Here is a 20,932-nt window from a genome sequence, read left to right as displayed (position 1 = left end):
CCGGATATCGATATGGTCACGCCCCGTTACGGTGCATTTGCACGGCAAGCATACACCGAAAAAACGCCCTATTTAGAGCCGATCCGGCACGGCTTTGCGCGCATTGCCAACGCCTGAGTGCCGCATCGCGGCGCGGCATCGGCTTATACCCGTCACCGTATATGCAAAAGACGATTTATTCGTTTGAGTTACTAACGTGGCGCGGCATGATGGCCGCCATGAGACTCCAACCGATCATCGTCCCGGGCTGGAAAAACTCCGGACCCGACCACTGGCAATCGCGCTGGGCAGCCCTGCTGCCCCACGCCGTGCGCATCGAGCAACGCGACTGGGAAAACCCGTCGCCGGCGGAATGGATTTCCACGCTGGCGGCAGAAGTTGACCACGCGCGCAGCCCGGTGCTGCTGATCGCCCACAGCCTGGGCTGTCTGATCAGCGCCGCCTTGCCTGTTCCTTTACGCGTCAAAGTGGCCGGTGCGCTGCTGGTGGCGCCCGCCGATGTCGAACGCCCCGACGCGCCCGACTGCCTGCGCGGCTTCGCCCCCATCGCCCGCCAGCCCCTGCCGTTCCAAAGCGTGGTTGTCGCCAGCGACAACGACCCCTACTGCCGGCTGGAGCGCGCCCGCGGTTTCGCCCAAGACTGGGGCAGCCGCGTTGTCATCCTGCCTGGCGCCGGGCACATCAACGCGGAAAGCGGCCTGGACGATTGGCCGCAAGGGCTGAAGATATTTGGCGCGTTGCGCCGCCGGGCGTCGTGGCGCATTCCGACGCCGGCTAAACGAATTCCACCGGTGCCGGTCTGCGGGTTGTCTTGAAACAAATGCGTTTTGTTGCATCTTCACGCGCGCCTTCTGGCGCGCGTCGTCTTTTCTGACCCCACAACTTCGTACAATTGCGACCATTTGACCGCTGGTAGAACGATATTTTGGCAAATATTGCAATTTTTGCGGCAGATGACGAAATTGGCGTCAGCTTTGTCTACGCCTGAATCGTTTTGATTAATCTTGCCTGAAAAAAGTTACAAATGATTGATATCCTACCCGCCCAGAAGCATAGAGACAGCGAAATGACAGCTGAACCTCGAATGTTTCCTGTGGGGGGCTCGGGGTTACATACCTAGGCCAAGGTCAGCCGTATCTTTGGCATACAGTAAAATCATTCCGTTTAAATCAATTTGTTTCCGCGGCTCGCCCGCAATCATGCCCCGCCCTTGCCCAAGCGAGCGGAAGAGAAGGCATGTGCCGAGCGGCGAAGCACAAGAACTAAGTAATGACCATAACGAGCATTCAGATGGCGCGCCGGCAGCAGCGCCAAAGCAGTGTCCAACGCAAGGGGGCCATCCTCGTGATGGCGGCGCAACGGAGAACCAGCAGCTCGGGCCATACCGACGGCCACGCCTGACGTCCGCGTCCAGATCAGCACTTGATCTGACGCGGCAGGCGATCGGCCTCCACTTCGGTACCCAGGCCCTTACCGGCTCTCTTTCCCCCTGCGGCGTGACCGCAATCTCAAATTCCCTGTCGGCTTCCCGTTGGGGTAGAAGGACACTGCATGGCTAAGCGCGTTGCCGTCATCGGACTCTCGTTCCGATTCCCCAGCACCACCACGGACAGCTACTGGCCGGCCCTGCTCGACGGCCGCAATCTCGTCACCCGCGTCGCGGAGGACCGGTGGTCGGCAGACGCCTACCTGCACCCGGGCAAAGAGCATCCTGGCACGGCATATACGTTTGCCGCCGGCTCCATTGGCGATGTTTCTGGGTTCGATGCCGGCTTTTTTGGTATTTCCCCGCGCGAAGCTGCCCTCATGGACCCGCAACAGCGCCTGCTGCTGGAAATGAGCTGGGAAGCCATCGAACAGGCAGGTGTGCGCCCGTCGACGCTGCGCGGCACCAATTGCGGCGTCTATATAGGTATCGCCAGTTCCGATTACGCCTACCGCCTGGCTGAAGATCTGAACGCTGTCGACGCCTCCATGGCAACCGGCAACACCGCCAGCATCGCCGCCAACCGCCTGTCGTACTTCTTCGACCTGCGCGGCCCAAGCATCGCCATGGACACTGCCTGCTCGTCATCGCTGGTGGCCTTCCACCAAGCCTGCCGCGCCATCGTCTCCGGCGAATGCAGCCAGGCCCTTGCTGGAGGCGTGAGTCTGCACCTGCACCCTTACGGCTTTATTACATTTTCCAAGGCATCGATGCTGTCGCCCCGTGGGCGCTGCAACGTGTTCGACGCGGCGGGCGACGGCTATGTCCGGTCGGAAGGCGGCGGCGTCTTCCTGCTGAAGGACTACGATCAGGCAGTCGCCGATGGCGACAACATCCTGGCCGTCGTGGCCGGCTCCGCCGTCAACACCGATGGCCGCAAGTCGGGTCTGACCGTCCCCAGCGCCGATGCACAAGCCACGCTGATGCGCCAGGCCTACGAACAAGCGGGCATCTCGCCTGCTGACATCGACTACCTGGAAGCTCACGGCACCGGCACCGCCGTTGGCGATCCGATCGAAACGCGCGCCATCGGCGCGGCCCTTGCGCAGCAACGCAGCAAAGACGCGCCGCTGCCTATCGGGTCGGTCAAGAGCAACCTGGGCCACCTGGAAGCCGCTTCGGGCGTGGCCGGTCTGGTCAAGGCGATGTATGTGCTGCGCCACCGCGTCGTGCCCGCCACGATCGGCATCAAGACGCTGAACCCGAAGATCGAATTCCAGAACTGGAATCTGGACGTCGTGACGCAGAACCGCAAGCTGCGCCAAACCGGCAAGCTTGTGGTGGGCGTCAACTCATTTGGTTTCGGCGGCGCCAACGCCCACGTCATCCTGGAAAGCGCCCCCCCGCGCAGCCCCGCCACCGAAGGCAAGATGGCCAAGACCGCGCCTATACCCGTCATTGTTACGGGCAAGTCGTCGCAGGCGCTGAAGGCTTCCGCGCGGCAAATGGCAGACGTGTTGCGTGGGCAGCCCGCCCGGTTCCTCTACAACGCCGCCTACCATGCCGCCATGCGGCGAGACTGGCACGGTGAACGGGCCGTCGTCTTCGGCACCCAATGCAATACCGTCGCCGACCTGCTGGAACAATTCGCCAGCGACGCCGACACGCATCACGGCGTCGTGGCCGGCACGGCGCTTAACCGCGCCCATGGCCCGGTGATGGTCTATTCCGGCAACGGCTCCCAATGGGCGAACATGGGCCGCCGCCTGCTGGCCGACCCCGTCTTCGCCACGGCGATCGACGAAGTTGACGCCCTGTTCTCGCAATACGCCGATTTCTCGTTGCACAAGGAATTGGCCGGCGAAAATGGCGACGACCGCTACGCCCGCACTGAAATTGCCCAACCCGCGCTGTTCGCGCTGCAAGTCGGCATCACGCGCATGTTGGCCCAGCGCGGCGTCGTGCCTTCGGCCGTTATCGGCCACAGCGTCGGCGAAGTGGCTGCGGCCTGGGCCTGCGGCGCGCTGACATTGCCCGACGCGGTCTGCGTCATTTTCCAGCGCAGCCGGCTGCAAGGCCAGACGAAGGGCCACGGCCGCATGACGGCGCTGGGCATCAGCGGCGAAGAGGCACAAGCGTTGATCGCCCTGCACAACTTGGGCGACCAGTTGTGCGTGGCGGGCTTCAACAGCAGCCGCGGGGCGACGGTGGCCGGTTCCCCTGATGCCCTGACCATCCTGGAAGCCGCGTTGGCCGAGCAGGCGCTGTTCTTCCGCCGCCTGGACCTGGACTACGCCTTCCACAGCCCCGCGATGAATCCCATCGAGGCCGGCATCCGTGACGCCCTGGCGCACATCCAGCCCCGCTCAAGCGATATCCCGTTCTACTCCACGGTCACCGGAGCCCCTCTCGACGGCGCGGAGCTCACGGCGGATTACTGGTGGCGCAACGTGCGTGAGCCGGTTCGCTTCGAACAGGCCGCCAATCAGCTGGCATCCGAGGGTAATAACGTTTTTGTCGAGGTCGGCCCGCACCCGGTGCTGCGCTCTTACCTGAACGACACGTTCAAGACCGCCGACATCCAAGGCCGCGCACTCAGCACGTCCACGCGGGGTGGTGATGACCCCGAAAAAATCTGGAACGCAGCTGGCCAGGTCATCATCAGCGGCGCGCAAATCGATCTGCAATCGCTTTTCCCGTGGGAAGGGCCGGCGGTGGAACTGCCGTCGTATCCGTGGCAGCGCGAACGCCATTGGCATCCCACCACGCCGGAATCACTGGGCCTGCTGTCACGCCGCCTGGTGCATCCCCTGCTGGGTTACCCCATGCAGCAGCACGACCACACCTGGGAAAACCAGCTGGATACGCAGTCGCATCCGGCGTTGGAGGACCACATCGTCGGCGACGCCGTCGTGTTCCCCGGCACGGGCTTTGCCGAAATCGCGCTGGCTGCGGCGCTGCAATGGCAGACCGGCGATTGCGCCGAACTGGAAGAACTGGAAATCCACGCCCCGCTGCTGCTGAACGCGTCACCCAGCAAACTGACGCGCCTGCTGCTGGACGATTCCGATGGCCGCTTCCGCATCACCGCCAAGGACACCAATAGCTCGGAGCCCTGGGTGAAGCACGCCAGCGGCCGCCTGTTGCGCGAACCCGGCTTGGCGCGTTTGAACCAAGATCTGCTGAACCTGCCCACCCGCGCGCCCGACTTCACTGGCGACACGCACAATGCGCTGACCCGTGCCGTGGGCCTGGACTACGGTCCCGCCTTCCGCGCGGTGTCGCACGGCTGGCAAGAATCTGACACCAGCGTGTTGGCGGTGCTGCAAGCTCCCAGCAGCCTGCAAGCCGAACTCGGCGTCACTCACCTGCATCCCGCCCTGCTGGATTGCGCCTTCCAACTGATCATCCAGCTGCTGCGCAATGACCCGGCCATGGGCCAGGGCATTGCCTTCGTTCCATCGAAGATCGGCCGTCTGAGCCTGCGGGCCAATGCTGGCCAGCCCGCCGCTGCCCGTGTCCGCCTGGAACGCCGCGCGCCGCATTCATTGACCGCCAGCTTTGAACTCTTCAATGCAGCAGGCGAACAGATTGCGGCCGTCGAGCAAGCACGCTTTCGCAGCATCCGCCTGCGCAAGCCCGCCGCCGATCACCTGAGTTTTCTGGACGTCGTCGCCACGCCGCGCCCGCATGCGCCGTTCGGCCCGAACCCGCTGGACCACGACGTCCTGCGCGCGGCGCTGCGCGACGCAATCGCCGATTGCGCCGAGCACGGCGCTCACGCCCGCTACGCAGAAGAAGTGGACCCGCTGCTGGAAAGCCTGTGCGATGGCTTCTCGCTGGACGCCTTGCGCCAGATCGCGCCTGACGGCCTGCTTCTGCCGCAAGCCCTGATCACGGAGCTAAGCCGCCACGCGCCAGATTCCGCCTTGCTGCTGCAACACACCATCGCCCGTCTGACGGCCGCTGGCTACGCCGAGGCCTCTGCCGCAGGCGTCCACCTGCCTCCCAAGGACGAAAACGAAAGCGGCACGGGTGATATCTGGAACACGCTGCTGCGCGAGTATCCCGACTACGCCCAGATCGTTCATGCGGTCGGCCGCGTTGGCCTGCACCTGCCTGCCTTGCTGCGCGGTGAAGCCTCGCTGGATGACGTCTGCCCGCGGGCCAGCACGCCCGCCTCGATCAGCCGCAGCGCGCTCGGCGCCGCCAGCGGCCAGCGCCTGGGTTCCGCTTTGAACGCGGCCCTGGTGCAGGCACAAGCCCATCGGCTGCCCGGCCAACGCCTTGCCGTGATCGAAGTCGGGCAAGCCGCGCCGCTGTTTGCATCAAGCTGCTGCGACGCCTTGGACTTCAACGTCTCTGACTACTGCTACGCGTCGAATAACCGCGACGTGCTGGACCATGTCGTCCACCAGCAGTCCGAACGCTATCCAAACGCGCAGACCGAATTCATCGGCGAAGGCGGCGCCAGCGCCACCGCCCGTTGCGACCTTGCCCTATTCCACTGCGAATTCGACACGCTGGAAGCCGCCCGCGCCGCCCTGCGCCACGCACGCGCCAGCCTGCGGCCCGGTGGCGTCCTGTTGCTCTGCGGCGCCCATCCCGCTGCCTGGGGTGACTTCGTCTTCGGCGGCCGCCCCAGTTGGTGGCAAACCAGCGAAGACGGCGCACAGCTGTCCACACAACAGCCCGCCGAATTCTGGCGGGAAGAACTGCAAGCGATGGGCCTGGATTGCGGCATCCCGATGGCCTTCGCGGACTCATTCGCCAGTGGCGCCTATCTGCTGACGTCTCGCTTGGGTGAGCAAGCGGATGCGGCGTCCCACACGGCCACGGCCATCGAACCCGCCAACTGGCTGATCCTGGCGGATCGCAACTCTGAGCATGGCGCGGGTCTGGCGCAATCCCTGAACGACAAACTTGCCGCTCTTGGCCACCACGTGCGCATCGCCACTGAGGTTGACGCCGACGCGCTGGACGAACTGCTGCGCAACGGCGCCACCGGCCCGGTGAACCATGTCGTTCACTTGGCCGGCCTGGCCTGGGCCGACGCTCACGAAACGCCCGAAGAACTGCTTGCTAAGCAGACGCGCCGCTGCGGCCTGGCCGCCGCCGTCATCCAGGCATGTGAACGTAGCCAGACCAGCGCAACGGTCTGGCTGATCACGGCTGACGCCGCCCAGTACTTGTGCGGCAAGGCCGCTACCAGCGCCGGCATGCACGCGTTGAACGATGCCTCGCTGTGGGGCTACGGCCGCACACTGGCCAACGAAGCTTCTAACTACCGCATCCGTCTGGTTGATCTGCCGCTGGCGCAAGCCGGGCAACTGACGGACAGCCTGGCGCGTGAGCTGACCCAACCGGACAACGAGGACGAAATCATCCTCGACACGGCCGGTGCGCGCTACGCCCCGCGCTTGCAGCAGGCTGCGCGCCCTGCGCAGGCATCCGACGCATCCCGTGCGTCGCAGGCCATCCGCCTGGGCTTTGAATTCCCAGGCCAGCTGCGCAACCTGCGCTGGGAATCCTGCCCCGCGCCCGCACCCGCGGATGACGAACTTGAAGTCCGCATCGAAGCCACCGGCCTGAACTTCCGAGACGTCATGTACGCCTTGGGCCTGCTGTCCGACGAAGCCATCGAAAACGGTTTCGCCGGCCCCACCTTGGGTCTTGAGTTTTCGGGCACCGTTATTCGCGTGGGCGCCGACGTGGACGGCTATGCCGTCGGCGACGCCGTCGTGGGCTTCGGCCCCGCCAGCTTCGGCGACCGCGTGCTGACCAAGCCCAGCGCCATTTCCCATATCCCCGACGGCTTCTCGTTCGAAGCGGCCGCCACCATTCCCAGCACCTTCTTCACGGTCTACTACGCGCTGCACCACCTGGCGCGTCTGGAAGAAGGCGAGAAGATCCTGATCCACGGCGCCGCGGGCGGCGTCGGCATCGCCGCCATCCAGTTCGCGCAATGGCTGGGCGCAGACATCTACGCCACCGCCGGCTCCGACGAAAAACGCGACCTGCTGCGCCTGTTGGGTGTGCGTCATATCTATGACTCGCGTTCCCTGTCGTACGCCGATGAAATCCTGGCCGACACCGATGGCCGTGGCGTCGACGTCGTGCTGAACTCGCTGGCCGGCGAAGCCATCAACCGCAACCTGCGGGTGCTGAAACCGTTCGGCCGCTTCCTGGAGCTGGGCAAGCGCGACTTCTACGAGAACACCCGCATCGGTCTGCGTCCGTTCCGCAACAACATCAGCTACTTCGGCATCGACGCCGATCAGCTGATGAACGAACGCCCCGACCTGACGCAACGCCTGTTCGGCGAGATGATGGCGCTGTTCCGCCAGGGCGCGCTGCATCCGCTGCCCTATTCCGTCTTCGACGCCAACGACATCGTCGACGCCTTCCGCTACATGCAGCAGGCACGCCAGATCGGCAAGATCGTCATCACGTACCGTAACGGCATCAGCGGCGTCCACGCGCCAGCCATCCATGCGGTCTCAGGCTTGACGCTGCCCGCCGACGCCACATACCTGGTCACCGGCGGGCTGGGCGGCTTCGGGCTGCGTACCGCGCAATGGCTTGTCGACAAAGGCGCTCGCAACCTGATCCTGATCAGCCGCAGCGGCCCCTCCAGCCAGGACGCACAATCCGCGCTGGCCGCCTTCGCCAGCCAAGGCGTGCAAGTCCACGCCGCAGCCTGCGACGTCACCAACCGCGACGCCCTCGCCCGCCTGCTTAACGAAACCTCCGCCACCCTGCCCCCGCTGAAAGGCGTGGTGCACGCGGCGGTCGTCATCGATGATGGCTTGGCGCGCAGCGCCACCCCCGCTCAAATTCAACGCACGCTCGCCGCCAAGGTGCTTGGCGCGCAGTACCTGCACGAGCTGACCCGCGACTTGCCGCTGGACTTGTTCGTGTTCTACTCGTCGGCCACTACGCTGTTCGGTAACCCCGGACAAAGCAACTACGTCGCCGCCAACACCTGGCTGGAACGCCTGGCCGCCCAACGCCGCGCCGATGGCCTGGCCGCAACCTGCGTGCGATGGGGAGCCATCGACGACGTCGGTTTCCTGGCTCGCAACCAAAAGATCAAGGACGCCCTGCAAGGCCGCATGGGTGGCGGCGCATTGGCATCCCAAGTCGCCCTGGATGCGCTGGAAGACATGCTCGTCACGAACGCCTCGGGCCTGGGCGTACTGGAACTGGACTGGCGCGCCCTCAGCCGCTTCCTGCCCTCCGCGGGCCTGCCCAAGTTCTCGGACATCGCACGGCGCGCTGGCGACAACGGCGATGACGACGGCGGCGCCGACGACATCGCCCAGATGATCGCCACCTTGGACGACGACACGCTGCATGAGCGATTTACTGACATGCTCAAAGCCGAAATCGGCGAGATTCTGCGCGTGTCGCCCGACAAGATTGAATCCACTCGCTCTGTCTACGACATGGGCCTGGACTCGCTGATGGGCGTCGAACTGGTGGTTGCATTGGAGAACCGCTTTGGTATCCGGCTGCCCGTCATGGCGCTGAACGAAAGCCCCACGCCCGCCAAGCTGGCCGAGCGCCTGGTGTTATTGCTGCGCGATGAGCATGACGACGCGACTAGCGATGCGGTCACGGCCAGCGTGCAACAGGTGGTGGCCAGCCACGCCGCCGAAGTCGGGTCCAGCTCCGTGTCCGAGTTCGTCGACGAAATCAAGATGAACGGCAGTCTCCCCATGCAACGCATGATCCAGTAGGCCAGAATTAATTGAGCACCATGAAGAAGTTGCCCGGCCTGGCGGCCGGCATCAAGGACAAACTCATCCAGCAAGCGCTGGAGCGCAAGCTGCGCCAGGCGTCCACGCCGGCCGGCCAGACGCCCGCGCGCCCCGCTGAAAAGAAGCCCGAGATTCCTGAGGAGCATTACCGCTTCCATCTGCATCCGGGCTACCAACAATTGCGCATCATCAACGACGGCGCCAAGCGCCTGGGCGTGAAGAACCCGTTCTTCAAACTGCACGAAGGCACCGCCGGCGCCGATACGCAGATCAGCGGCCGCGAGTTCGTCAACTACGCCAGCTACAACTACCTGAACATGTCCGGCGACCCGGTCGTGGCCGCAGCCGCGAAGGCAGCCATCGACCAATATGGCACGTCCGTATCCGCCAGCCGCCTGGTGTCAGGCGAACGCCCGATACACCGCGAACTGGAACAAGAAATCGCCGCCCTGTACGGCGTCGACGACGCCATCACCTTCGTGAGCGGCCACGCCACGAACGTATCCACCATCGGCTACCTGTTCGGCCCGCGCGACTTGGTGCTGCACGACGAACTGATCCACAACAGCGTCCTGCAAGGCATCCAGCTGTCAGGCGCGCGCCGCCTGCCCTTCCCGCACAACGACTGGGAAGCACTGGACGCCATCCTGAACGAGCAACGCCATCAATTCGAACGCGTGCTGATCGTGCTGGAAGGCATCTACAGCATGGACGGCGACTTTCCCGCACTGCCCCGCTTCATCGAAATCAAGCAGCGCCATCGTGCGTTCCTGATGGTTGACGAAGCGCATTCGTTGGGCGTGATGGGCGCGCGCGGATATGGCATCCGTGAGCACTTCGGCGTCGACGGTAAGGATGTCGATATCTGGATGGGCACGCTGAGCAAAACGCTGGCGGGATGCGGCGGGTATATCGCCGGGGAAACCGCACTGGTGGAGCATTTGAAGTTTCTGGCGCCGAGCTTTTTGTATAGCGTCGGGATGCCGCCTAGTGTGGCAGCGTCGGCGCTGGCAGCGCTGCGGCGGATGAAGGAATTGCCAGAGCGCGTGTCAACGTTGCAGGCGCGCGGGAAGTTCTTTCTGGAACAGGCGAAGGCGGCGGGGATTGATACCGGGACGAGCACCGGCTTGGCAGTGGTGCCGGCGATTACGGGGAGTTCGTTGAAGGCGACCCGGGTGTCAGCGGCGCTGTTTAAGCACGGTATTAATGTGCAGCCGATTCTGTATCCGGCGGTGCCGGAGAAATCAGCTAGGTTGAGGTTTTTTATTTCTTGTATGCATACGGAAGAGCAGATTCGGGAGACGATTCAAGAAATTCTCAGAGCATTGCAACGGGATAAGGCTTGACGCGCATGCAAGACCCCCGATTATTCGGCACGTTCTATCGAGAGATCGCAGAAGTTCCTGGGATTGAGGCACTGCTGGGCGCGCACGTTCGGCATGTCAAATGGCCCCACATGACATCATCCAGAAGACTGTCTGCCGTCTTGGGATGGGGGTTGCGACCAACGAGCTATCGCGCGCGACAGTGGGCGGCTGCGAGAGGGCTGCCATTCATTGCATTGGAAGATGGCTTTTTGCGTTCCTTCGGTACGGGGCGGAAAAACCCATCCGTGTCGCTAGTTGTCGATGACCTGGGCATTTACTACTGCGCTACACGCCCTTCCCGGCTTGAAGCTCTGTTGGAGTCTGATGCTAATCTGCTCACGGGCGAAGGCGCAAACGCCCAAGCCGCTTTCGAGACCGTCCTGCGCCTGCGCCTGAGCAAGTACAACTTCGCGAAGGACTTCCAACCTGATCAAGCAAAGCACGGTTCGAAATCTGTGCTGGTTGTAGACCAAACACAAGGCGATGCGTCCATTTTCCATGGCTTGGCCACTCCAAACAGCTTCATGCAGATGTTGGAAGCCGCGCGACGCGAGAATCCCGATGCGACGATTTATGTGAAGACCCATCCCGAGGTCAACAACGGCGCGAAACGCGGGTATTTAACCCATGTCAAGGAAGATGCGCAGACTGTCCTAATCCGCGAGTCCGTTAATCCGCTGAGCTTGGTCTCTCACATGGACCGCGTCTACGTCGTGACGTCCCAACTTGGTTTCGAAGCCGTCATGTCGGGAAAGTCCGTCACATGCTTTGGAATGCCGTGGTATGCGGGCTGGGGCGCGACGGATGACCGTCAGCGTTGCCACCGACGCCAGCGCCAGCGAAGCCCCATCGAACTGTTCTCCGCGGCATACATGCACTACACGCGGTATTTAAATCCGGTAACGCATCAACGCGGAACCATCTTCGACGCGACTGATTGGCTGCAAACACAACGCTCCAATGCCATACGCCACACCGGCAGGTGCATTGTTGTCGGCTTTAAGCGATGGAAAGCGACGAATGTCCTGCCCTTTCTGCACTTCGACGCTACGCAGGTGCATTTTGTCCCTTCGGCGAACAGTGCTGCACGCCTGAAACCGACGGCAGAAGACCGCCTCGTCGTCTGGGGCGGTAATTCGAACACCGAAACCGTGCAACTGGCAATGCGGAGCGGGGCATCACTACTGCGCATGGAAGACGGTTTCCTGCGGTCTGTCGGCCTAGGATCGGACTTTGTCCCACCCTCGTCATTGGTCATGGATTCCGGCGGCATATATTTCGACCCATCGCGCCCGAGCGACCTTGAAAATATTCTGAATCGCTACGAATTTTCCGATGAGGACAGGCACCGCGCGCAGCGAGTCCGGGCGCAAATCCTGCAGAACGGACTGACGAAATATAACGTTGAGCCGCGGCGCAGGCCCGCTTGGGCATCGAACAGCCAGCATGTCGTTCTGGTGCCCGGACAAGTCGAGGATGACGCCTCCATCCGGCTGGGTTGTGATGGCGTCAAAACCAATCTGGACCTGCTGCGTTCGGCCAGGCTCGCCCACCCCGATTCGTTAATTGTCTACAAACCCCACCCCGATGTTTTGGCTCGCAATCGTAGCGGCGACGTGGGCCTGTCCTCAGCATTGCGTTACGCGGATGTCGTGGAGAAGGAAATCTCGGTGGTTAGCTGCCTGGACGCTTGTGACGACGTGCATACCATGACATCGTTGACGGGATTTGATGCACTGTTGCGCGGAAAAAACGTAACTGTGTACGGGCGTCCCTTCTATGCAGGGTGGGGACTAACACGAGATTTATTGGTCATTGCCAGACGCTGTCGTCAACTGACGCTGGATGAACTTGTGGCTGGGTCCTTGCTGCACTATCCAATTTACTGGGATTGGACACTTCGAGGCTATACGCGCTGCGAGGCGGTTCTCACCCAACTGGTCAACCGCCGGGATCACATCGTCAAGACCCGAGGGTCGCTATCGACAAATCTTGGATACAGCGCAAGGCAATGGCACAAGCTCAAACTCTGGGCCCGGGCTGGCTTTGTACAAAAACGTTGAACTTGCAAAATGCTCAAACAACCCACGGACACACCGCTCGTCCACTTTTTAATCGCGCAAGCCAGCGACCAACGACCAACTCGCAAAGCATGACCCAGCATTTTCTATTCTTGCAAGGGGTCTGCTCACCGTTCTTCCCACGACTTGCGACTGCGCTCCGCCGTCAAGGTCATGCCGTCACCAAAGCGAACTTCACCGTTGGAGATCGGGTGTATTGGCAGCAAGGCCAAGCCTTGAATTATCGGGGGTCAATGGAGAATCTGCCGCATTTCTATCAGCAGACTTATTCAAGCCTAGGTATAACTGACATCGTCTTGTTCGGCGACTGCAGGCCCATACACCGGCCCGCCATATCGCTGGCGCGCTCGGTTGGTATGCGAATTCACGTTTTTGAAGAGGGCTATTTCCGCCCGCACTGGATTACCCTTGAACGCGAGGGCGTAAATGGCAATTCGACCATGCCCCGAGACCCGGCATGGTATCGGGAGCAGGCAAATCAACTTCCTCATTATGACAATGGCCAGCCATTCAATACCGCGTTCTGGAAACGTGCTGCTTACGACGTTGGCTATAACTTCTGGGCCGGCCTTAATCCCATCCTTCATTACGGGGTACGGAGCCACATCCCATATAGCCCATTGACTGAATATCTCGGCTACGCCCGTCGTGGCCTCCGGCTGAAATATTATGCGAAGGATGCCAAAAAATCCGAATTGGCGTTGTTGGCAGAAAAAGACTTAAAGCCTTTTTTCCTGCTACCGCTACAGTTGGCTACCGACGCGCAAATCGTGCACCACTCGCAGTTTGCCAGCATGGCTGAAGCCGCGCACTATGTGATGCAGTCGTTTGCCTTACATGCCCCAAGCCACACCCGCCTAGCCATCAAGATCCATCCTCTGGACCCTGGTCTGGTCAACTATCGCAGATTAACCAAGGCATGGGCCCGGCAATTGCAGATTCCGGATCGCGTTTTTTTTCTGGAATCCGGCAACTTACCACCCCTGCTGACCCACACAGCGGGAGTCATTACGGTCAACAGTACCGTAGGCGCTTCAGCTATCCTACACGGCAAACGGACCATTGCGTTGGGCAGAGCAATTTATGACATGGCAGGGCTGACCTACCAAGGCGAGCTGGATCACTTTTGGTCTGCCGATGAACGTCCGGATTTGAAACTGTTCAAGGCGTTTCGCAATGTGGTGATCCATACCTGCCAACTGAACGGCGGCTTTTATTGCGCCCGCGGTATTGACCTGGCCATTGCCGCTGCCCTGCCACGCCTTCAGGCGTAAACATGTTCGCAAGTTGGGTACCAGTGTACTTGGCGCCGGTACCCACTCAACCCTAAACCTTTTTGGCGTCGCGTAGACCGGCAATGATGCGCTGGCTCGCGGTCCCATCACCATACGGATTGTGTGCGAAACTCATGCGGCGGTACTCCTCCGCATCGTCAAGTAGCAGCGACAGTTCCTCGCGGATCCTTGCCACGTCCGTACCGACTAGGCGCACTGTGCCCGCCTCCACCGCCTCAGGACGTTCAGTCGTATCTCGCATTACCAGGACCGGCTTACCCAAAGATGGCGCTTCCTCTTGGATCCCGCCCGAGTCGGTCAGGATCAGATAAGACCGCGACATCAGATAGACGAACGGCAGATAGTCCTGCGGCTCGATGAGATGCACATTGGTACGTCCGTGTAGCAGCCGGTTAACCGGGGCGCGCACGTTTGGATTCATATGTACGGGGTAAACGAAGTCCACATCAGGATACTGATCCGCGCAACCGGCGATTGCCTCGCAAATTCTCTCAAATCCTGAACCAAAGCTCTCGCGCCGGTGGCCGGTAATCAACACCAAACGTCGGTCATCCGCTAAGAAGTCAAATTGACGGCCCATCTTCCGAGAGAGCTCAACATCTGTTTCGACCTTCTTGCTAACCCACTGCAACGCGTCAATGACGGTATTCCCCGTTACCAGAATCGACTCCCCTGGGACCCCTTCCTGACGTAGATTGTTCCGCGAAGAGTCCGTCGGCGCAAAATGGATGGACGCGATTGCGCCGGTCAACTTCCGGTTACCTTCTTCTGGCCAAGGAGAATAAATATTCCCGGTCCGCAGGCCCGCCTCGACGTGGCCGACTGCTATGCCTTCATAGTAAGCGGCCAGGCTGGCAGCAAACGTCGTGGCCGTGTCACCGTGCACGAGGACATAATCTGGACGAAAATCCTTAAAAACCGAACGAAGTCCGGTAAGAATGCCGCAGCTAATATCCGTGAGGTCTTGTCCTGGCCTCATAATGTTCAAATCGAAATCCGGCCTGATCTCAAACAGTTCCAGAACTACGTCAAGCATCTCGCGATGCTGCGCAGTTACGCACACCCTCGCGTCTATGTCTTCCGCCACTTGCAGCGCTCTGACCAGAGGCGCCATCTTTATCGCCTCGGGACGCGTGCCAAAAACACTTAGAACCTTCATTCAATCACCCGTATCATATTGCCGTATAGACTCACGAAAAATCAACGTATACCGCACCAGATTTTTCCGCATCCTTCGCGATCTGCCTATAGCCCTGATGTGGCACAAGCAAGATAACAATCCCTATATTCCGCTTCAAGAGCGTAGCGACAGTTAGCTCTTCCCGAAGTATTTTCAGCTGGGCAGAATGATCTATGGCCAAATGGTCATAAATATCTACTCTGTTATTCCAGCGATCAGAAACTGCACTTGCCAGTGCCATCGCCGCGCTGTTCCTGCAGTCGCTGCTATCGGCCTTGTACGTGACACCTAAAATGGCCACCCGAACATCCGCATCCATTTCCAATGCTGGAGTTACGATACTCAGCACCTTATCCGCGACAAAGTTGCGGCGCTGGTTATCGACGGAACGCGCCGCGCGAATCAATTTAGTTTCATGATTGGTCGAGCCCATCAGGATCCACGGCGATACCGGGATACAGTGCCCACCGACGCCACAACTAGGATTAAGGATATTTACGCGGGGATGCAGATTGGCGACTGATATCAATTCTTTCGCATTGATACCAACATCTTCACAAACCATCGCTAGTTCGTTGGCAAAGGCAATATTAACGTCGCGATAAGTATTTTCAGTAACCTTCGCAAGTTCCGCGACTCGGCTGCTGGTAATAACTACTTCGACACCTAGGGCCTGCCGTAGTACCGCTGCCGCCCTATGCCCGGAAGCTTCGTCGACGCCCCCAACAATCCGGACATTTTGCGTCAATTCAGACAAAATGTTGCCGGGAATGACCCGCTCGGGACAATACGCGATCGAGATTAAGGGCTTACCCCCAGCCCAAAGTTCTGGGCGGGCTTCACGAATGTAGTCCAGCACACGCTCGCTCGTTCCGACCGGGCAGGTCGACTCAAGAATGATAATATTGCCTGCTTCAAGAACCGAGCAGATGCTATCAATAGCGGAGAACACGAAGGCTAGATCGGTGCTGAATTCTTCATCGAGCGGCGTTGGCACAGATACCAAATGCACATCCGCTGCAGCCGGCGTTACGCTAGCACGCAGCCTATCTGACTTCACACTGGCATTGACCAGCTCGTCAAGTCCAGGTTCAGGATGTGAAAGCGTCCCAGAATTGATTGCATCAACTAGATTTTTATTAATATCTACACCGTGTACGCGATTTCCCTCCGCAGCAAAAACTGCCGCAGTCGGCAACCCGATATACCCCAAACCGTATACGGCTACTTGCATTCTATGATCCACTTAATTTAAATTGTCAAAAAATTTTATCAATGGTATACCCAGCGCAATCGCAATCTGAGGAATGGTCTCCTCTCACCACCGGGCGTATTTATCTCGTCAGCGACGACCTCACTGCGGATGCACTTAAGCATGACGTCGACTTAATACACCTGTCACCCCTTAATTATCGGCTGAAGGCATACTTCAAACGCGCCGACTATTTGCTTGTCGAATCAGCCTGGCAAGGTCAAAACAATCAGTGGAAGTACAAGATCGCAAACTATCCAGATCATCCAAAAAGAAATAATAAAATCCTTCGCAACCTAGTGGATTTTGCAAAGAACTGCGGGATTCCCACGGTGTTCTGGAACAAAGAGGATGGCGCTCACTTTTCAAGATTCATCGATAGCGCCAAGCTTTTCGATCATATTTTCACTGTTGATGAAAACTGCATTGACGATTACCGCCGAATAGTGCCAACCGCGACAACCATAAACACATTAATGTTCGCCGTGCAACCATCTATTCATTACCCTATTCCACGCGGTCGGCCTGCAAACCGAGCAACATTTATTGGAAGCTACGGAAAACATATACACGACGCACGGCGCGCATGGCAGGACATGGTTTTTCAAGCGGCAACCGACGTCCAATATCCAATACTAGTCGTCGATAGGAATTCCGATAGAAAAAACGACACTTACCGTTACCCCTCCCTTTCCAACATAACTGTTTCTCAACGCGTTCCCTACAGTGAAACAGCAAATATTTATCGAAACAATGCCATTTCCTTGAACGTGAACACGGTAACCGACTCGAAAACCATGTATTCGCGCAGACTTGTCGAGATTCTAGCTTGTGGTGGAATTGCAGTCAGCAATCCTGCAGCCTCGGTCCAAGCACTATTTAAGGATTATTGTCACGTTATCGACAGCGCCGACCAAGCCAGGGAATTGTTCTCTCGATTTCTGATCGATGGTCCTTCGTCATTGGACATAGAACGCGCCATGTCAGGAGCTGAATATGTTGCCCGAAATCACACATGGTCCCACCGTTTAGCACAAATATCCGAAGTTATTTACGGATAATCTTCACAATTCGAGTTCCGCGCTCGTAGCGTACCCCAAGCCTTGATCATTTGGCTTGCAATAATGGGCCAATCACGCCTTAAAGCGACAAATTCGCGGCCTGTAATCGCCCGAGCTTTGGCGTCCGCACTATTCATGGACACGTGGGCTATCTTCTCGGCCAAATCTTCAACGTCGCCAGCAATGAAAGAGTAAACACTATCACCACATAGCTCCTTCAATGCAGGTACATTGGAGATCAGCACGGGAATACCCATGCTCATCGCTTCCAATGGCTTCAAAGCAGGCACAATGCGACACACCATTTCGGGCAAACGGGGATACGCGGCAAGATCAAACAGCGAATAGTATTCGCGAACCCGGTCAGGCGGTACACGGCCAACTAATCTAAAGGCATTGGCAACATCAGCCGGAAACTGAGCTATCGCGTGCTGCACCGCCGCCCGGTCATTGCCATCGCCGACTACGATCAAGGCCACGTCTAGTCCGCGGATCACCAGCTTCCGAATCGCAGCCACCAGCAGGTTCAAACCTTCATAGCCCACTACCGATCCAAGAAACCCAACGACAAACGTATTTTCGGATATTCCCAGTTTTTTACGATTGGTCGACTCTTCGTTCAATACCGGAAAGTCTTGAAGAAACACGCCATTTTCCACAACTCGAATTTTGGCGCCATCACAACCTCTGGAAACCAGCTCGTCGCGCAGAGTTGCTGAGATAGCCAACACCAGATCTGCGGATTGCGCAATGGAAAGCTCCAGGTCTTTCATACAGCTAAATTTCTCGGTAGTTTCAAAACTTGGAATTCTCGAAACCGCAGTCAACTCCCACAAGCCTCGGACTTCGTACACAAATGGAACCCTGGCCTCTCTGGCAGCCAATAGCGCCGGCAAGGCGTTGACGTAATTCGAAGGCGCCTGGACAAGATTTAAATTTTCTTGCCGGATCACAGCGAGAATTTCATCGCGTGATCGAGTGATGTAGTCGGCGGCGGTCAACCTACGGCTGTCCCGCAGGGGCATGCGCCGATAGCCATTGAACTCGTGCGGCAAAGGGGGATTTCCGTCCTTGATCGCATCATCTCGGTCCTCCGGGTATCCCAAGCGGGTGTAACAAAGCACATCCACTCCTAGCGCGATCAACGATCTGCATAGCGCCTCGGAACGCCGACTGTAGCCGTTAGCGTGAAACGGGTACGAACAATGGAGGAAGTAACCCACTTTCCAACGCTGATTAGCCTCAGCGGCTTCGGCCAAAACGTCGTGTGTTGGTGGAGGCAAGGACGCAATCAACTGTTGGGTCTGTTGCAACGCCAGGATCCTACGCGCACGTAAGCGCTGTACGTCGTTCAATTCATGAAGGTCCGCCTGGATGGCATTGATGATTTGGCAGGCGGTCGTTACATTGCCTGCAGCATCCAACGTCGAAGCCGTCCAAAAGCCAGAACGTACATCGGGGTTTCCGATGCTCATCGCATAATCAATCAATGCCGTCGAAGCTTCAGGAAATCCAGCGAAATAGCATCGAGCAATCCGAAAACAGATCTCGACGACGATCTCGGGGGCCAGCTTTTCGGCGCCAAGCGACGGCAAGCCACTGACATCCTCATTGATCACGGCGAACTGAACAGCCAACTCAAACTGCTTCGCTTGCCCTAGCAATCCCTTCGACTGCTTAGAGAGGTTCTTTCGTTCTTCGGCATATTTGTGAATCCGCCACAAGGCGACAGGCAGTCTCACCGCTGAACTCAAGCTCTTCAGGCCATCCAGCAATGTCTTGCCGAGTTGGAAGGAAATCGTGCCTTCCTTGCGAACCAAGGCTGATTCAAGCTCATAGATGCGCTCGGAAAGCGCAGCCAGCTTTCGACGATACGATCTATCGCCTTCCGACACCCCGTAGGCCCCCGCCTCTTTAGTCGAAATTGCCGATCCAGACGTCTCTTTGTCGTCAGAGAGAGGGGAAGACAGCCCTTGAAAAGATGGCATCAAATCTACGGGCACACCAGGGGACGTATTGTGCGTCCTCCTAACACCAACTGTGCTATCTGTCGCTGTATGCTGCTGCGTCATTTGAGCAATCAGTCCAACACAAAGACTTCGTCAAGAATCTTGCTTACACGATTTGCGCGAATATCGCGAGGGCTTTCTTCTAATACGTTGGTCGCCAGCGCTTCGGCAGCACGCAGAGCGCGATAGACGACCTTATGTGCATCTTGATCCTCAATAGCGACCGCCAAGGCCTTCGACCAAGCTCGGATAGACTGTGGGGTCTCGCTTTCGATTAGTTCTTTCAGGCTGGTCGCAGTGTGATCTGCGAAGGGTTCAGCCACCCGGCACAGCCTTGCCAGCTTTGCCCGAGCTTCATTTCGCTCATTAGCGATGCGTTTCACCCGCTGTTCCAAAAGCCTAACTCGTTCTTCAAGTTCCAAAATGGTGGGCTCTTGAGTAGTTTCGGTAGTCATTTGTAGTCCCTGTATAAAAACTCGGCTTGTTTAAGATTCGAACCCGCAGATACGTTTTCTCTATTAATAAGATAAAGCAGAAAATCTGCTCGAGCAGATGGAGAGAAGTGCTCTCGATGCTGCAATAGTAATGCCGTCGAGAAGGCCTGAAGCTGAGCTGTATCTATTCCACCCAACTCAGCCTTGATATTTCCCAAGCTTAAAGTGTCAATAATTCGAAATTCCGGCAGATGTTTATTTACCTCCTCAACTCCAATTGAAATATAAGGAAGCCCTAACGCCGCGTACTGAACCACTCGACTGGGGAGATAGAAACTGCCGAAGCTTTCTATCCCGGGAAAGTAGTTTTCAGAGTTAACATAGTCACTGAAAAACTGCGGAATATTTATTGCCATGCGCCCGGAGAGCAAGGCTCGAGTAATCGACTGCGGGTCACTAAGATAGGACTTGAATATTCCAAGCTCAGGTCTATCTGTCTTTCCATAGCAGGAAATCCCCGTTCCGAACCGCGCAAGTATGTCATTGCGCCTCGTTTTCACAGGCCCTATTGCATTTCCAAGAAAAACAAATTCCGAAGACGTCCGTTTGACGTCGTACACGTCGTCGCCCTTGGAAGGCTCACACCAGAACGGGAAATTCACGCCAGGCTTGTGGCCTAATTTCTGATAGAAAGCCAAAACATCAGCACCGCCCGCATGCAACACAACATCATAGAGATCGACAACATGCTGATACAGTGACTTATAAAGCACAGGATCGTCCGCCAACCACACGACTGATCTAATTCCGGCCTGATTTAGGCGCACCAACATCTCGGGCGAGAGCGACCCCGGTCTGAAGTTCACAAGCACATCCGGTTTTGCCGCGATAATGGCTTCGAACTCCCGCTCAATCTTCACCCGCGATTGCCAGGATTGCAGCGGGAATACTGTTCTTCCCAGTAGACCCGTCGCGATGATCTTGTGACCTAAACCCCTCAGGGCATCTGCGAGACTGCGCGCCAGATGCTCTTCGAGTAAAGAATCAAATATAGCAATATGCAT

At 58.4% G+C, this 20,932-nt stretch carries 11 protein-coding genes; 6 read left to right on the top strand and 5 right to left on the bottom strand.

The window, feature by feature from the left end:
• Positions 1 to 218 precede the first annotated feature (218 nt).
• From ACFZAI_RS15945 to ACFZAI_RS15925, 5 genes are all read left to right on the top strand, one after another.
• Positions 219 to 815 carry an RBBP9/YdeN family alpha/beta hydrolase gene (locus ACFZAI_RS15945; protein ID WP_391567788.1) on the top strand — a complete coding sequence of 199 codons (597 nt, stop codon included), beginning with the start codon at positions 219 to 221 and terminating at the stop codon, positions 813 to 815.
• Positions 816 to 1,551: 736 nt separating this feature from the next.
• Entirely contained in the window at positions 1,552 to 9,168 is a 7,617-nt protein-coding gene (locus ACFZAI_RS15940) for an SDR family NAD(P)-dependent oxidoreductase (RefSeq protein ID WP_391567787.1), read from the top strand.
• 20 nt (positions 9,169 to 9,188) lie between these two features.
• The gene (locus tag ACFZAI_RS15935) at positions 9,189 to 10,535 is read left to right on the top strand and encodes an aminotransferase class I/II-fold pyridoxal phosphate-dependent enzyme (protein WP_391567786.1); all 1,347 of its coding nucleotides are present in this window, start codon (positions 9,189 to 9,191) and stop codon (positions 10,533 to 10,535) included.
• Positions 10,536 to 10,540: 5 nt separating this feature from the next.
• Positions 10,541 to 12,619 carry a capsular polysaccharide biosynthesis protein gene (locus ACFZAI_RS15930; RefSeq protein WP_391567785.1) on the top strand — a complete coding sequence of 693 codons (2,079 nt, stop codon included), beginning with the start codon at positions 10,541 to 10,543 and terminating at the stop codon, positions 12,617 to 12,619.
• Positions 12,568 to 13,911: a capsule biosynthesis protein gene (locus ACFZAI_RS15925; protein ID WP_391567784.1), complete on the top strand. Its 1,344-nt coding sequence runs from the start codon at positions 12,568 to 12,570 to the stop codon at positions 13,909 to 13,911. Before ACFZAI_RS15930 ends, ACFZAI_RS15925 begins: the two co-directional genes overlap by 52 nt.
• Before the next feature lie 52 nt (positions 13,912 to 13,963).
• Here the strand turns inward: ACFZAI_RS15925 and wecB are convergent, their stop codons facing one another.
• The gene (gene wecB / locus ACFZAI_RS15920; protein ID WP_391567783.1) at positions 13,964 to 15,091 is read right to left on the bottom strand and encodes a non-hydrolyzing UDP-N-acetylglucosamine 2-epimerase; all 1,128 of its coding nucleotides are present in this window, start codon (positions 15,089 to 15,091) and stop codon (positions 13,964 to 13,966) included.
• Positions 15,092 to 15,122: 31 nt separating this feature from the next.
• Complete coding sequence (locus tag ACFZAI_RS15915) at positions 15,123 to 16,346, bottom strand: nucleotide sugar dehydrogenase (protein ID WP_391567782.1); 1,224 nt, start codon at positions 16,344 to 16,346, stop codon at positions 15,123 to 15,125.
• Positions 16,347 to 16,387: 41 nt separating this feature from the next.
• Between ACFZAI_RS15915 and ACFZAI_RS15910 the strand changes: the two genes are divergently transcribed.
• Positions 16,388 to 17,425 carry a glycosyltransferase gene (locus ACFZAI_RS15910; protein ID WP_391567781.1) on the top strand — a complete coding sequence of 346 codons (1,038 nt, stop codon included), beginning with the start codon at positions 16,388 to 16,390 and terminating at the stop codon, positions 17,423 to 17,425.
• Here the strand turns inward: ACFZAI_RS15910 and ACFZAI_RS15905 are convergent.
• From ACFZAI_RS15905 to ACFZAI_RS15895, 3 genes are all read right to left on the bottom strand, one after another.
• A complete protein-coding gene (locus ACFZAI_RS15905; RefSeq protein ID WP_391567780.1) occupies positions 17,416 to 19,413 on the bottom strand; it encodes a glycosyltransferase family 4 protein in 1,998 nt (665 codons plus the stop codon). The two genes, ACFZAI_RS15910 and ACFZAI_RS15905, sit on opposite strands and share 10 nt — an antisense overlap.
• A 92-nt stretch (positions 19,414 to 19,505) precedes the next feature.
• Complete coding sequence (locus ACFZAI_RS15900) at positions 19,506 to 19,889, bottom strand: hypothetical protein (RefSeq protein ID WP_391567779.1); 384 nt, start codon at positions 19,887 to 19,889, stop codon at positions 19,506 to 19,508.
• Complete coding sequence (locus ACFZAI_RS15895) at positions 19,886 to 20,932, bottom strand: hypothetical protein (RefSeq protein ID WP_391567778.1); 1,047 nt, start codon at positions 20,930 to 20,932, stop codon at positions 19,886 to 19,888. The genes ACFZAI_RS15900 and ACFZAI_RS15895 overlap by 4 nt, the downstream gene beginning before the upstream one ends.

Origin of the sequence: Achromobacter sp. NPDC008082 (assembly GCF_042957345.1) — a bacterium.
Classification (GTDB): domain Bacteria; phylum Pseudomonadota; class Gammaproteobacteria; order Burkholderiales; family Burkholderiaceae_B; genus Achromobacter; species Achromobacter kerstersii_A.
This window is presented reverse-complemented; position numbering and strand designations above follow the sequence as displayed.